Source organism: Sphingopyxis sp., from assembly GCF_035944815.1.
Classification (GTDB): Bacteria; Pseudomonadota; Alphaproteobacteria; order Sphingomonadales; family Sphingomonadaceae; genus Sphingopyxis.
Window position 1 is genome coordinate 82643 of record NZ_DASZAU010000010.1, and the last position, 14457, is coordinate 97099.

14 protein-coding genes are annotated in these 14457 nt (G+C 64.6%); 5 read left to right on the forward strand and 9 right to left on the reverse strand.

The annotated features are described in order from the left end of the window. The first annotated feature begins 49 nt into the window (after positions 1–49). Positions 50–1081 carry a TIR domain-containing protein gene (locus VGU00_RS15295; protein ID WP_327470011.1) on the forward strand — a complete coding sequence of 344 codons (1032 nt, stop codon included), beginning with the start codon at positions 50–52 and terminating at the stop codon, positions 1079–1081. Here the strand turns inward: VGU00_RS15295 and VGU00_RS15300 are convergent, their stop codons facing one another. Genes VGU00_RS15300 through VGU00_RS15320 form a run of 5 tightly spaced genes read right to left on the reverse strand, consistent with a single transcriptional unit; the run spans position 1082 to position 6105 of the window. Then, positions 1082–1933 (reverse strand): CoA ester lyase, encoded by an 852-nt coding sequence (locus tag VGU00_RS15300; RefSeq protein ID WP_327470012.1) that lies wholly within the window; start codon positions 1931–1933, stop codon positions 1082–1084. Beyond that, positions 1933–2385, reverse strand: a complete 453-nt coding sequence (locus VGU00_RS15305) for a MaoC family dehydratase (RefSeq protein WP_327470014.1) — start codon at positions 2383–2385, stop codon at positions 1933–1935. The genes VGU00_RS15300 and VGU00_RS15305 overlap by 1 nt, the downstream gene beginning before the upstream one ends. Beyond that, entirely contained in the window at positions 2385–4226 is a 1842-nt protein-coding gene (locus VGU00_RS15310; protein ID WP_327470016.1) for an acetyl/propionyl/methylcrotonyl-CoA carboxylase subunit alpha, read from the reverse strand. Before VGU00_RS15310 ends, VGU00_RS15305 begins: the two co-directional genes overlap by 1 nt. Continuing rightward, a complete protein-coding gene (locus VGU00_RS15315; RefSeq protein WP_327470018.1) occupies positions 4223–4504 on the reverse strand; it encodes a barstar family protein in 282 nt (93 codons plus the stop codon). The genes VGU00_RS15310 and VGU00_RS15315 overlap by 4 nt, the downstream gene beginning before the upstream one ends. A 2-nt stretch (positions 4505–4506) precedes the next feature. Next, complete coding sequence (locus VGU00_RS15320; protein WP_327470020.1) at positions 4507–6105, reverse strand: carboxyl transferase domain-containing protein; 1599 nt, start codon at positions 6103–6105, stop codon at positions 4507–4509. A gap of 146 nt (positions 6106–6251) precedes the next feature. Between VGU00_RS15320 and VGU00_RS15325 the strand changes: the two genes are divergently transcribed. Continuing rightward, a complete protein-coding gene (locus tag VGU00_RS15325; RefSeq protein WP_327470022.1) occupies positions 6252–8336 on the forward strand; it encodes a M13 family metallopeptidase in 2085 nt (694 codons plus the stop codon). A 20-nt stretch (positions 8337–8356) separates the two neighbouring features. Here VGU00_RS15325 and VGU00_RS15330 read toward each other — a convergent pair whose 3' ends face one another. The 4 genes from VGU00_RS15330 to VGU00_RS15345 are packed head-to-tail and all read right to left on the reverse strand — an operon-like array spanning position 8357 to position 10564. Then, the gene (locus tag VGU00_RS15330) at positions 8357–8635 is read right to left on the reverse strand and encodes a hypothetical protein (protein WP_327470024.1); all 279 of its coding nucleotides are present in this window, start codon (positions 8633–8635) and stop codon (positions 8357–8359) included. Then, positions 8632–9045, reverse strand: coding sequence for a VOC family protein (locus VGU00_RS15335; protein ID WP_327470026.1), 414 nt, complete (start codon positions 9043–9045; stop codon positions 8632–8634). The genes VGU00_RS15330 and VGU00_RS15335 overlap by 4 nt, the downstream gene beginning before the upstream one ends. 2 nt (positions 9046–9047) lie before the next feature. Continuing rightward, positions 9048–9398 (reverse strand): hypothetical protein, encoded by a 351-nt coding sequence (locus tag VGU00_RS15340; RefSeq protein WP_327470028.1) that lies wholly within the window; start codon positions 9396–9398, stop codon positions 9048–9050. Beyond that, positions 9395–10564, reverse strand: a complete 1170-nt coding sequence (locus tag VGU00_RS15345) for an isovaleryl-CoA dehydrogenase (RefSeq protein WP_327470030.1) — start codon at positions 10562–10564, stop codon at positions 9395–9397. The genes VGU00_RS15340 and VGU00_RS15345 overlap by 4 nt, the downstream gene beginning before the upstream one ends. Positions 10565–10665: 101 nt before the next feature. On the opposite strand from VGU00_RS15345, the gene VGU00_RS15350 reads away from it, so the two are divergent. The 3 genes from VGU00_RS15350 to cysN are packed head-to-tail and all read left to right on the forward strand — an operon-like array spanning position 10666 to position 14457. Then, entirely contained in the window at positions 10666–11568 is a 903-nt protein-coding gene (locus VGU00_RS15350; RefSeq protein WP_327470033.1) for a LysR family transcriptional regulator, read from the forward strand. 57 nt (positions 11569–11625) lie between these two features. Further along, complete coding sequence (cysD, locus tag VGU00_RS15355) at positions 11626–12555, forward strand: sulfate adenylyltransferase subunit CysD (protein ID WP_327470406.1); 930 nt, start codon at positions 11626–11628, stop codon at positions 12553–12555. Further along, the gene (cysN, locus tag VGU00_RS15360) at positions 12556–14457 is read left to right on the forward strand and encodes a sulfate adenylyltransferase subunit CysN (protein WP_327470035.1); all 1902 of its coding nucleotides are present in this window, start codon (positions 12556–12558) and stop codon (positions 14455–14457) included.

A 14457-nucleotide genomic window follows, 5' to 3' on the forward strand; every position in this document is an offset into this window, starting at 1 on the left:
GTGCGCATAGTCACTTGCGGTCGCGGCACTTGCCCATATGATGGCCGCGATGACCGACGCCGGACCCACGCCGATCGCGCCAAAGCGGCTTTCCGCTTTCATCAGCCATCACAGCTCGCAGGTCGAGACCGCCCGGCGGCTGAAACGCCTGCTCGCGGTGCGCGGGATCGATGGCTGGCTCGCGCCCGACGACATCGCCGCGGGCACCGCCTTCGACCAGTCGATCGTCGACCAGATCGATCGGTCCGACGCGATCGTCCTGCTCTTTTGCCCGCAGTCTGACCAGTCGCGCCATGTGAAGCGCGAGCTGATGCTGGGCGAGGACAGCAACAAGACGATCCTGCCGGTGCGGTTGGAGGATATCCGCGCGCAGGGGCTGGCTTACTGGCTCAAGGATTATCAGTGGATCGACTGGTTCGCGGGCGAGGAGCAGGCGGTCGACCGTATCGTGGCCGCGATGACGCGCGTGCCGGAACCGGGTGTCGCGCCCGGCGCGACCGCACGGCAGATGGCACCGTCGGCGGCCGCGGCGCTCCCGCGCCGAAAATTATGGCTCGGCCTCGCCGGCGTTGCGCTGCTCGTCGCGGCGGGGGCGGGCGCGATCTGGTGGAAATCGGGATCGCAGGCGGACGGCGATCCGGGCGCGGCGGTCGCCGACAATCCGATCGAGCCCGGCATCTGGACGAGCAAGCGTGAGGTGGTGAAGATCCTCTTTCCCGAAGAAATCGCGCCCGAATATGAAAAGCAGTTCAAGACGCTGATGGAGACCGACCCCGATCCCGAGGACTGCATTTCGGCCGAGGTCGCTGCCAAACCCGACGTCAAATTGTTCGACCCGAACAATGAGTCATCCTGCACGATCGGATCGTTCAAGATGAACGGCGGACGGATCAGCGGCTATCTCAATTGCAAGATCGCGGGCGATCCCAATGGCAATCTGCAGGTGACCATACGCGGGACGTACACGCGCACGAGCATGGAATATGACAATGTCGTCACCATGCAGACAAGCCAGGGCATGGTGCGTTTCCGCAGCCACGAAACGTCGAACTGGGTTCGCGGCCCCGCCTGCAGCACCTGATCAGTCCGCCAGCGACAGGATGTGCTTCGCCTGCTTGAGGTGCGGGGCGTCGACCATCTTGCCGTCCACCTGCAACACGCCAGCACCGGGATTGGCGGCGAAGGCGTCGACGATCGCCTGCGCGCGCGCGGCTTCGTCGGGCGACGGCGTGAAGGCGGCGTTGATCGGCTCGACCTGCGAGGGATGGATCGCCATCATGCCGGTGAAGCCGTCGCGGCGTGCGCGCGCGGCATAGGCAGCGAGGCCGGATTCGTCCTTGATCGCGGGGAAGACGGTATCGATGGCAGCCGCGCCCGCGGCGTGTGCGGCGAACAAGGTCATCGCGCGCGCGACGTCATAGGGCGCGGTATAGCTGCCGTCGGCCTCGCGGCTCGTCGTCGCGCCGATCGCGGCGGGCAGGTCTTCGGCGCCCCAGGTCAGGCCGAGCAGTCGGTCCTTCGCCTCGCGATAGCTGCCGAGCGTGAAGATCGCCGCCGGCGTTTCGGTCGCGATCGGCAGGATCGGCGGCAGCGAGGCACCCTGCGCGGATTCGCTGCGCAGGATCGTATCGAGCTGCGCGATGCTCGGCGCGCCCTCAGCCTTGGGCAGCATGATCGCATCGGGACGCGCGGCGGCGATCGCGGCGACGTCGGCGGCGGTCATATGGCCGTCGAGTGGATTGACGCGCACCAGCGTCACGACTTCGCGTGTCCCCACCAGATAGTCGGCAATCGCGGCGCGCGCCGCCTCCTTGTTCGCGGGCGATACCGAATCCTCGAGATCGAGGATGATCGCGTCGGCGCCCGACGCCGCCGCCTTGGCGAAGCGTTCGGGTCGGTCGCCGGGAACGAAGAGGAGCGAGCGGAGGCGCATCAGGCGGCTTTCCTTTTGAGCAGTGCGGAGCGTTCGCACTGGCAGACGATTTCATCGCGCTGGTTGATCGCGCGGTGGAGGAAGGTCACGATACCCGCATTCGGCCGCGATTTGGACTCCTTGAGACCAACGACCTCGGATTCGGCGCGAAGCGTGTCGCCGATGAACACCGGCTTCGGCATCACCAGCTTGTCGTAACCGAGGTTCGCGACGAGCGTTCCGAGCGTCGTGTCGCCGACCGACAGCCCGACCATCAGGCTGAAGGTGAAGGTGCCGTTGACGAGGATCTGGCCGAATTCGGACGCCTTCGCCGCCTCGATATCGAGGTGAAGCGGCTGCGGATTGTGCGTCATCGTCGTGAAGAGGAGATTGTCGGTCTCGGTCACGGTGCGGCGGATGTCGTGGGTCAGCGTGTCGCCGATCGCCCATTCGTCGAAATATTTGCCGGCCATTATGCCTCTTCCTTCTCGATCTTCACCAGCAGCGCTTCGACCTGAACCTGCGCGCCTGCGGTCGCATTAAGTTCGGCGACGACGCCGTCGAACGGCGCGGTCAGGCTGTGCTCCATCTTCATCGCCTCGAGCGTGAGCAATTTCTGCCCCTTGGTCACCTTGTCGCCCGCGGCTACCTCGACCGCGATGACCTTGCCGGGCATCGGCGACAGGATCGCGCCGTCGCCCGCGGTGCCGGCGGCACTGCCTTCGGCGCGCCAAGGGGTGAGTTGCCAGACCGAACCGCCCTCCGCGACGAGCATCGCTGGCGCGGGCTCTTCGGCACCGGGGCCGTGCAGCTCGACCTCGACGCGCTTGCCGTCGAGCAGGAAGGGCGCGCTGCGCACATCGGGCGCGTTGAGGCGGAAGCCCGACTGCAGCGAGCGCGGCACCATCGCCATCGCGGCGTTGGTGAGCGCCTGTGCGGTCGGGACCGGCTCCTCGGTCATCGCGTCGCCGTCGCGGCCGATCAGGCCGGTGTCGACGGTGCCCGCGACGAAATCGGGATGATCGAGCGCATTGATCAGGAACGCCGAGTTGGTCTTCACCGGCCAGATCGCGCTGTCTTCGAGCATCTCCGACAGCAATTCGCGCGCTTCCTCGCGGTCCTCGCCCCATGCGATGACCTTGGCGATCATCGGGTCGTAGAAGGGCGAGACCTCGGCGCCTTCATAGACGCCGGTGTCGACGCGGCCCATATGCTCGGGAAGCTGGAAGAGTTCGAGCGTGCCGATCGAGGGCAGGAAGCCCTTGGCGGGGTCTTCGGCGTAGAGCCGCGCTTCCATGGCCCAGCCGTTGATCGAAAGTTCGTCCTGCTTCAGCGGGATCGGCTCGCCGCTCGCAACGCGGAGCTGCCATTCGACGAGGTCGACGCCGGTGATCTCTTCGGTCACCGGATGTTCGACCTGCAGGCGCGTGTTCATTTCCATGAACCAGATGCGGTCGGCGCGGAGGCCCTCCGAGGCGTCGGCGATGAACTCGATCGTCCCTGCGCCGACATAGTCGACCGCCTTCGCGGCGCGGACAGCGGCGGCGCAGAGGTCGGCGCGCGTTGCTGCGTCCATGCCGGGGGCGGGGGCTTCCTCGATCACCTTCTGGTGACGGCGCTGCAGCGAGCAGTCGCGCTCGAACAGATGGACGACATTGCCATGCGTGTCGCCGAACACCTGCACTTCGATATGGCGCGGGGTCAGGATATATTTCTCGATCAGCACATGGTCGTTGCCGAACGAGGCCGCCGCCTCGCGCTGGCACGAGGCGAGGGCGTCGGCGAAATCCGCCGCGGCATCGACCTTCCGCATGCCCTTGCCGCCGCCGCCCGCGACCGCCTTGATCAGCACCGGATAGCCGATCTGCGCAGCCTGTTCGGCGAGGTAGGCGGGGTCCTGATTCTCGCCCATATAGCCCGGCGTCACCGGCACCCCGGCGTCGGCCATCAGCTTCTTCGCGGCGTCCTTCAACCCCATCGCGGTGATCGACGACGGCTTCGGTCCGACCCACACCAGCCCGGCGTCGGCGACCGCCTGCGCGAACTCGGCGTTTTCCGACAGGAAGCCATAGCCCGGATGGATCGCCTCGGCGCCGGTCGCCTTTGCGGCGGCGATGATCTTGTCGCCGATCAGATAGGATTCACGCGCCGGCGACGGCCCGATGTGCACGGCCTCATCGGCTTCGCGCACATGCAGCGCCCGGGCGTCGGCGTCCGAATAGACCGCAACGGTCCTGATGCCCATCTCACGCGCGGTGCGGATGATACGGCAGGCGATTTCGCCACGATTGGCGATGAGAAGAGAGTTGATCATGATTCCAGCCGCAAGTTGATCGAGCCGTCGCCGCGATAGGCGATGGCGTCGAAGATGACAGTGATAAGCCGGTCGAAGCGTTCGCCGATGGCTGTACGCGACCGGGCTGCATTGACCCAAATGATGTCGATGGGGCCCGACACAACGCCGACTAACAGGTCGAACAGGGCGTCAAGGTTGCCGCCATACCATTCGACGCCCGACGCCTCGCGGAACGCGGTATGGAACCGCGCCTCGCTCTCGATGACATTACTGTCCAGATTTACGGTCATCGCCATCGTCACATCCTGAACACGCCGAAGCCGCGATCCTCGACCGGGGCGTTCAGCGTTGCAGAAAAGGCGAGGCCGAGCACATCGCGCGTCTGCGCTGGGTCGATGATGCCATCGTCCCACAGCCGCGCGGTGGCGTGATAGGGGTTGCCTTCGTCCTCATATTTCTGGCGGATCGGCGCCTTGAAGGCTTCGGCCTCTTCGGGCGTCCATTTGTCGGCGTCGCGGTGGACCGTGGCGAGCACGCTTGCGGCCTGTTCGCCGCCCATCACGCTGATCCGGCTGTTGGGCCAGGTGAAGAGGAAGCGGGGCGAGTAGGCGCGCCCACACATGCCGTAATTGCCCGCGCCGAAGCTGCCGCCGATCAGTACCGTGATCTTTGGCACCGTCGCGGTCGCCACGGCGGTGACCAGCTTCGCACCATGCTTGGCGATCCCCTCGGCCTCATATTTGCCGCCGACCATGAAGCCGCTGATGTTCTGGAGAAAGAGCAGGGGAATGCGGCGCTGCTGTGCGAGTTCGATGAAATGCGCGCCCTTGACTGCGGATTCGCTGAACAGCACTCCATTGTTCGCAAGGATCGCGACCGGGATGCCCCAGATATGCGCGAAGCCGCACACGAGCGTGCTGCCGTAATGCGCCTTGAACTCGTGAAATTCGCTGCCGTCGACGATACGCGCGATCACTTCATGGACGTCGTAGGGCGCGCGGACATCGTCGGGGACGACGCCGTAGATTTCGTCGGCGGCGTACCTGGGCGGGCGCGGGTCCTTGATGGCGACATCGAACCCGTCATCCTCGCCCAGATGGCTGACGATGTCGCGGACGATGGTCAGCGCATGCTCGTCATTTTCGGCGAGATGGTCGACGACGCCCGATTTCTTCGCGTGCAAATCGCCTCCGCCAAGATCCTCGGCGCTGATTTCCTCGCCCGTCGCGGCCTTGACCAGCGGGGGGCCGGCGAGGAAGATCGTGCCTTGATTGCGCACGATGACGGTCTCGTCGCTCATCGCCGGAACATAGGCGCCGCCCGCGGTGCAGCTGCCCATCACGCAGGCGATCTGCGGGATGCGCCGCGCCGACATGTTCGCCTGGTTGAAGAAGATGCGCCCGAAATGGTCGCGATCCGGAAAGACCTGGTCCTGATGCGGCAGGTTCGCGCCGCCGCTGTCGACGAGGTAGATGCAGGGCAGGCGGTTCTCCAGCGCGATCTCCTGCGCGCGGAGGTGTTTCTTCACCGTCATTGGATAATAGGTGCCGCCCTTTACCGTCGCGTCGTTGCAGACGATCATGCACTGGCGCCCCGACACGCGGCCAATGCCGCAGATCAGGCCCGCGCCGGGCACTTCGCCTTCGTAAAGATCGTTCGCGGCCAGCTGGCCGATTTCGAGGAAGGGCGAGCCGGGGTCGAGCAACCGCTCGACGCGCTCGCGCGGCAGCAATTTGCCGCGGCTGGTGTGCCGTTCGCGCGATTTTTCGTTGCCGCCGAGCGCGGCTTCAGCGACCGCCGTCCGCAGGGCGTCGGTCAGCGCGCGGTTATGCGCGCTGCGGATGCGATATTCGTCGCTGTCCGCATTGATGTTCGTGCCAAGAACCGGTGCGCTCACTGTATCGTCTCTCCCTGAATTCGGTTCGGAACTAACCCGCCGCTCGTCGATTGAAAAGCGCAGCAGGCCGAAAATGGTTGGTATTGAAACCGGATTTTCCCACGCGTCGGCCGCCTGCCTTTCCGTGACAAAATAAGGTCATTCTCATGAAAAAAGCTGTCTTTGCCGTCCTTCTGTCCACCGCCGCGGTTCTCGCGGGGCCCGTCGCCTGCACGAGCGGCAAGGAAGAAGGCAGCGCCGCCTACACCGTCGGCACCGATATCGGGATCAGCAAGGCCGCGATGGACACGGCCGCGAAGCCCGGCGACGACTTTTACGCCTATGCCAACGGCAATTGGGACAAAGCGAATGAAATCCCCGCCGACCGTTCGTCGATCGGCGGCTTTTATGTCGCGCAGCTCGAAACCGAAAAGCGTAACCGCGAGCTGGTCGACGCGATCGTCAAGGGCGATGCTGCGCCCGACACCAACGAGGGGCGGATCGCCGCCTTCTACAAGGCCTTTACCAACGTAAAAGCGATCGACGCCGCGGGGATGAAGCCGGTCGCCGCCGACCTCGCGCGCTTTGCCGCGATCACCGACAAGGCCGGCCTGTCGAAGGTGCTGGGAGAGCAGCTTCGCGCCGACGTCGACCCGCTCAACGCGACCAACTTCCAGACCGAAAACCTGTTCGGCGTTTTCGTAACGCAGGGGCTTGCGACCCCCGGCGACGTCATCCCCTATCTGCTGCAGGGTGGGCTCGGCATGCCCGAGCGCGAATATTATCTGTCGGCCGATCCCAAGATGGCGAGCATCCGTACCGCCTATCAGGCCTATATCGCCAAGCTGCTGACCGCCGCCGGGCAGAGCGACGCTGCCGCGAAGGCGAAGCGCATCTATGACCTCGAGGTCAAGATTGCGAAGGCGCATGCGACGCGCGAGCAGAGTGAGGATTTCACCAAGTCCGCCGACGTCTGGGCGAAGGGCGATTTCGCGAAGAACGCGCCCGGCATCGACTGGCCGGCCTTCTTTGCCGCCGCGAAGCTCGACGGCGCGGGCAAGTTTGGCGCTTATCATGCGAACGCCATCACCGGCCTGTCGGCGCTCGTCGCGTCCGAACCGCTCGATGCGTGGAAGGACTGGCTCGCCTTCCACCAGATCAACAGCCACAGCGACGTGCTGCCGAGTGCGATCGATAGCGCGCACTTCGCCTTCTACGGTACGACGATGGCGGGCACGCCGCAGCAGCGCGGCCGCGAAAAGCGGGCGCTCGACGCGCTCGACGTCTATCTCGGCGACGCGGTCGGCAAGGCCTATGCCGACAAATATTTCCCTGCCTCGGCGAAGGCCGAAGTCGGCGACATGGTGAAGAACATCAAGGCCGCCTTTGCGACGCGGGTGAACACGATCGACTGGATGGCGCCCGAGACCAAGAAGGAAGCGATCAAGAAGGTCGAAACGATCGCTGTCGGTGTCGGTTATCCCGACACCTGGCGCGACTATGGCAGCTACACCGTCGGCGCCGACGCCTATGCGAACGAGGTCGCGGGGCAAAAGGCCGAATATGCCCACCAGCTCGCCAAGATCGGCAAGCCGATGGACAAGGGCGAATGGTGGATGGTCCCGCAGACCGTCAACGCCGTGAACCTGCCGGTCCAGAACGCGCTGAACTTCCCCGCCGCGATCCTTCAGCAGCCCTTCTTCAACGCCAAGGCGGACCCCGCGTTCAACTATGGCGCGATCGGCGCCGTGATCGGGCATGAGATCAGCCACAGCTTCGACAATAATGGTGCGGCGTTCGATTCCACCGGCGCGCTGCGTAACTGGTGGACCCCGGCGGATCTGGCGAAATTCAATGCCGCGGGCGACGCGCTTGCGGCGCAGTTCGACACCTACAAGCCGTTCCCCGACCTTGCGGTCAACGGCAAGCTCACGCTGGGCGAGAATATCGCCGACGTCGCGGGGCTGCAGGCCGCGTATGATGCGTATCGTGCGTCGCTTGGCGGCAAGGAAGCGCCGGTGATCGACGGCTTCACCGGCGACCAGCGCTTCTTCATCGCCTATGCGCAGACCTGGGCGACCAAGATGCGCGCCGAGGCGCTGCGCGCGCGCATCGCGACCGACGGCCATGCGCCGGGCATGTACCGCGCGCTCACCGTCCGCAACCTCGACGCCTGGTACAAGGCGTTCGACGTCAAGGAAGGCGACAAGCTCTACCTCGCGCCCGACAAGCGCGTGCGCGTCTGGGGCTGAAGACAGGGCGGGGCGGGGCGTCATGCCTCGCCCTCCTTCTTCGTCGCGGGCTTCTTGCGGATCAGATGGCTGTAGACGCCGACAAGGTTGATGCAGAGTAGCGCGACATTCTGCCAGCCGATGCCTTCGCTATCGGGTTGCAGGAAACCCCATGCGATGAGAGCAAGGCTGCTCGTCACGAAGATCACGAACGCCCAGCCATTCCACCGCTCGCCAAGGTTGAGCGAGACGAGCAGCGCCGCAAGCGTCGCGGCGGCGGCGCCATAATATTGGAGGACGTCGAGCAGGGTTTCGTTCATGCGCCGGTCGTTCCGAACACGAACTCGAGCTTCAACCCGTCGGGGTCGGCGAAAAAGACTGCGTAATAGGTGGGGCCGTAGCGCGGATAATCGGCAGGGGCATCAAGAACCGTCGCGCCGATGCTGCGCAGCAAATCGTGAAGCGCGTCGACATCGGCACGGCTTTCGGCAGTCCATGCGAGATGATGGAGGCCGGGCGAATAACGGTCGTGCGCGCGTGCTGCACCTTCGCCGCGCGCCTCGATGATCCCGATCGAATGAAAGGGTTCGCCTTCGCGATCCCAGTCGCTTCCATGCTTGTAGTCTGCCGAGCGGCGATAGCCGAGGAAGCCGAGTACGGCGTCGTAGAAGAGGCGCGACCGTTCCTTGTCGGTGACCGTCAGGTCGATATGATGAACAAGCCCGCGCATGCTCACCCCAACGCGCCGATCAGCGCGAAGATGCCCGCGCCGCTGAGCGCCGGCCATGCGATATGGCGGCCCTTGGTATAGGCCGCATTGAACAGCCCGGTCGCGAGCCATCCGCCGCCGATGAGGATCAGCAGCGCATTCGGCGTTCCGGGCCATGCGACCGCCGCCGCCGAAATCAGCATCAGCACCGACGTCGCATGCCAGGCAAAATGGATGATCCGCCGCGACAGCGGATCGGCGAGCGGTCCCGCCTCGCTGCGCAGCATCGGCACGATCAGCCGCCGGTAACCCAGAGCCGAATGAACCCCGGCCGTCGTCACCATGAAGGCGGCCGACAGCCAGAGCCAGATCACGCGCCGGCGCCGATCAGTTCGCGGCCGATCAGCATACGGCGGATCTCGTTCGTGCCCGCGCCAATGTCGAGCAGCTTGGCGTCGCGCCAGTAACGCTCGACCGGCCAGTCCTTGGTGTAGCCTGCGCCGCCCAGCGCCTGGATCGCTTCGCCTGCGACCTTCACCGCATTCTCGCTCGCGAGCAGGATGCAGCCCGCGGCGTCGAAGCGCGTCGTCTGGCCCGCATCGCATGCCTTGGCGACGTTATAGACATAGGAGCGCGCCGACTGGAGCATGACATACATGTCGGCGACCTTCGCCTGCATCAGCTGGAACGATCCGATCGGCTTGCCGAACTGCTTGCGCTCGCGGACATAGGGGATGACCGTGTCGAGGCACGCCTGCATGATGCCGAGCTGGAGCCCGGCGAGCACGACGCGCTCATAATCGAGCCCCGACATCAGCACGCCGACGCCGCCATTCTCGGGGCCCATGACCTGTTCTTCGGGCACTTCGCAATCGGTGAAGACGAGCTCGGCGGTCGGCGATCCGCGCATGCCGACCTTGTCGATCTTCTGTCCGATGCTGAAGCCCGGCATATCCTTTTCGATGAGGAAGGCGGTGATGCCGCGCGAGCCGGCTTCGGGGCTCGTCTTCGCATAGACGACCAGCGTGTCCGCGTACGTCGCGTTGGTGATCCAGAATTTGGTGCCGTTGAGGATGTAGCGGCCGTCCTTCTTCTCGGCCTTTAGCTTCATCGAGACGACGTCGCTGCCTGCGCCGGCTTCGGACATTGCAAGGCTGCCGACATGTTCGCCGCTGATCAGCTTGGGGAGATATTTCGCTTTCTGTTCGGCATTGCCCCAGCGGCGGATCTGGTTGACGCAGAGATTCGAGTGCGCGCCATAGGAGAGGCCAATCGCGGCCGATGCGCGGCTGACTTCCTCGACCGCGATGACATGCTCGAGATAGCCGAGGCCAAGGCCGCCGAACTCTTCCTCGACGGTGATGCCATGCAGCCCGAGATCGCCCATCTGCGTCCAGAGTTCATCGCGCGGGAACCAGTCGTCGGCGTCGGCCTTGGCGGCGAGCGGTGCGATCTGTTCGTCGGCGAAGCGGGCGGTGGTTTCGCGGATCATGTCGGCGGTTTCGCCGAGCGCGAAATCGAAATCGGGGGTGGCGCGCATGGATTACCTATCGGGCTGGGGCGGAACAGGACCGCGAGTGTGCATCAAAATTTGAGCATATGGAAATTGAAACGGATGCCAATTTAGCATAAGTAAAATCTATGATTAAGCGCACGCATGTCCGTCAATTCCTTGCCGTCGTCGACGCGGGCAGCTTTACGCAGGCGGCATTGCGTATCCGTGTCACCCAGCCAGCGTTGTCGTCGGGCGTCGCCGAACTCGAAAAGCTCGTCGGCACGCCCTTGTTCATCCGAAACCGCCGCCAGATCAGGCTGACCGAGGCGGGCGGACGCTTCCTGCCGATCGCGCGCGATCTGGAACGCGGCTTTCGTGCCGCCGACAGCTTCGGCCGCGAAAGCGACGGTCAGACGAGCGAGCTCAAGCTCGGGGTAATCCGCTCGGCGCCTGCCGAACTGCTGCAGGCGATCGCCACCGCCTTGCGCCCGGGCTTTGCGATCGAGCTGGTCGAGAACAGCGACTCCGAACTGCGCGCCGCGCTGGGCAACGGCCGCATCAACATGGCGCTCATCCCGCTGCGCGCCGGCGAACGCGGCGACCATGTGCTACCGCTCTATGAGGAACCGCTCGCGATGTTCATCGCATCGGACCATCCGCTCGCGGGACGGATCGAGGTCGGGCCCGAGGAACTTGCCGCCGAAACGATGATCGCGCGCCGGTCGTGCGAATTTCTGGATGCGACGAGCCGCTTCTTCACGCGCCACGGCGTGCGCCCGCGCTTCGCGCTGCGCAGCGAAAGCGACGAGCGCTGCCTGCGCATGGTTGCGGCGGGGATCGGCATCACCACCGCCCCCGTTTCGCTCGCGATCGACGGTATCGTTCCCCTGAAGGTCGCTGGTTACGACTTCCGCCGCGAACTCGGGCTGGTCGCCGACCCCGCATGGCGGACGCTGCCCGAAATCGCACCGCGCCTGACGCACGCACTCGAAACGATCGGCGCGATCGCGGCCGAATGGCGGCAGACGAAGGTCGACCTCGCCGCATGACGCGATGCCCACAAGTCTGGCTTGGCCCCCCGAAAGGCCATACAGCTTGATCGCTCCATCGCGCGGAGGCAAGGGCGGGGCATGACCGATACGCTGACCCATCTCGACCGGCTCGAGGCCGAGAGCATTCATATCATGCGCGAAGTGATGGCCGACGCGGCCAAGCCCGTGATGCTCTATAGCGTCGGCAAGGACAGCGCGGTGATGCTGCACCTCGCGCGCAAGGCCTTTTATCCTTCGCCGCCGCCGTTCCCTTTGCTCCACGTCGACACCACGTGGAAATTCCAGGCGATGTACGAACTGCGCGACCGCATGGCGGCCGAGAGCGGGATGGAGCTGATCGTCTATCAGAATCCCGAGGCGAAGGAGCGCGGGATCAATCCGTTCGATCATGGTCCGCTCCACACCGACATGTGGAAGACCGAGGGGCTGAAGCAGGCGCTCGACCTGCACGGTTTCGACGTCGCTTTCGGCGGCGCGCGGCGTGATGAGGAAAAGAGCCGCGCCAAGGAGCGCATTTTCTCCTTCCGCACCGCGAGCCACGGCTGGGATCCGAAGAAGCAGCGGCCCGAGCTCTGGAACCTATACAACGCGCGCAAGGCGAAGGGCGAAAGCATCCGCGTCTTCCCGATCTCGAACTGGACCGAGCTCGACATCTGGCAATATATCGCGCGCGAAAATATTCCGATCGTGCCGCTCTATTTCGCCGCGCCGCGCCCGACGGTGGAGCGCGACGGCCTGCTGCTTATGGTCGACGACGACCGCTTCCCGCTGCTTCCCGGCGAAACGCCCGTCGAACGGTCGGTGCGCTTCCGCACCCTCGGCTGCTATCCGCTGACCGGCGCGGTCGAGAGCGAGGCGAAGACCCTCTCTGAAGTCATTCAGGAAATGCTTCTGACCACGACGAGCGAACGGCAAGGGCGCATCATCGACAAGGACGGCGGTGACGCCAGCATGGAGAAGAAGAAGCAGGAGGGGTATTTCTAAATGACCGATCCTGTTTACGTCACCGACGCGCTGATTGCCGAGGACATCGACGCCTATCTGGCGGGGCACGAGAAGAAGTCGCTGCTGCGCTTCATCACCTGCGGCTCGGTCGACGACGGAAAATCGACGCTGATCGGGCGGCTGCTCTACGACAGCAAGATGATCTTCGAGGACCAGCTCGCCGCGCTGGAGGCCGACAGCAAGCGCGTGGGAACGCAGGGGCAGGAGATCGACTTTGCCCTGCTCGTCGACGGCCTCGCCGCCGAGCGCGAGCAAGGCATCACCATCGACGTCGCCTACCGCTTTTTCACGACCGAGAAGCGCAAGTTCATCGTCGCCGACACGCCGGGACACGAGCAATATACCCGCAACATGGTCACCGGCGCCTCGACCGCCGACCTCGCGGTGATCCTGATCGACGCGCGCAAGGGCGTGCTGACCCAGACACGCCGCCATAGCTTCCTCGCGCATCTGATCGGCATCAAGCATATCGTGCTCGCGGTAAACAAGATGGACCTTGTCGGTTATGACAAGGCCGTGTTCGACCGCATCACGCTGGCGTATCGCGCCTTCGCGAGCGAGATCGGCATTACGAATTTCACCGCGATCCCGATCTCAGGCTTCAAGGGCGACAATATCACCGCGCTCTCGGACAACACGCCCTGGTTCAAGGGGCCGGCGCTGATCGAGCATCTCGAGAATGTCGAGATTGGCGCCGCTGCCGACGAAGCCAAGCCGTTCCGCCTGCCGGTGCAATGGGTCAACCGCCCGAACCTCGATTTCCGCGGTTTCTCGGGCCAGCTTGCGAGCGGCAAGGTCAAGCCCGGCGATGCCGTTCGCATCCTGCCGAGCGGCAAGACGACGACCGTTGACCGTATTGTCACGCTCGATGGCGACCTCGACGAGGCCGTCGCGGGCCAGTCGGTCACGCTGACGCTCGCCGACGAGGTCGACTGTTCGCGCGGCGACGTCATAGCGACCGCCGACAATCCGCCCGAGGCGGCCGACCAGTTCGAGGCGACGCTCGTCTGGATGGCCGACGAGGCGATGATTCCGGGGCGCGCCTATTGGCTCAAACTCGCGACGCAGAGCGTCTCGGCGACCGTGCAGGCGCCGAAGTATGAGATCAACGTCAACACACTCGACCATCTCGCGGCGAAGACGCTCGAATTGAACGGCATCGGTGTCGTCGAACTGTCGACCGACAAGCCGATCACCTTCGAGGCTTATGGCGACAACCGGACGCTCGGCGGCTTCATCCTGATCGACAAGCTCACCAACGCGACCATCGCCGCGGGTATGTTGCACTTCAGCCTGCGCCGCGCGCAGAATGTCCATTGGCAGGCGACCGATATCGACCGCGACATGCGCGCAAACCTCAAGAACCAGCGCCCCGCGCTGCTGTGGTTCACCGGCCTGTCGGGATCGGGCAAGTCGACGATCGCAAACCTCGTCGAAAAGAAACTGCACCGGATGAACCGGCACAGTTTCCTGCTCGATGGCGACAATGTCCGTCACGGGCTCAACCGTGACCTGGGGTTCACCGAGGCCGACCGGATCGAGAATATCCGCCGCGTCGGCGAAGTCGCGAAACTGATGAGCGATGCGGGGCTGATCGTCATCACCGCCTTCATCTCGCCCTTCCGCGCCGAGCGCGAAATGGTGCGCAGCATGTTGCCCGACGGCGAGTTCCTCGAAGTGTTCATCGACACCCCGCTCGCAGAGGCGGAGAAGCGCGACGTGAAGGGCCTCTACAAAAAGGCGCGCAGCGGCCAGCTCAAGAATTTCACCGGGATCGACAGCCCCTATGAGGCGCCCGAGAATCCCGAAATCCGGATCGACACGACCGCGATGACGCCCGATGAGGCCGCGGACCTGATCATCGATCGCTTGCTGGGATAG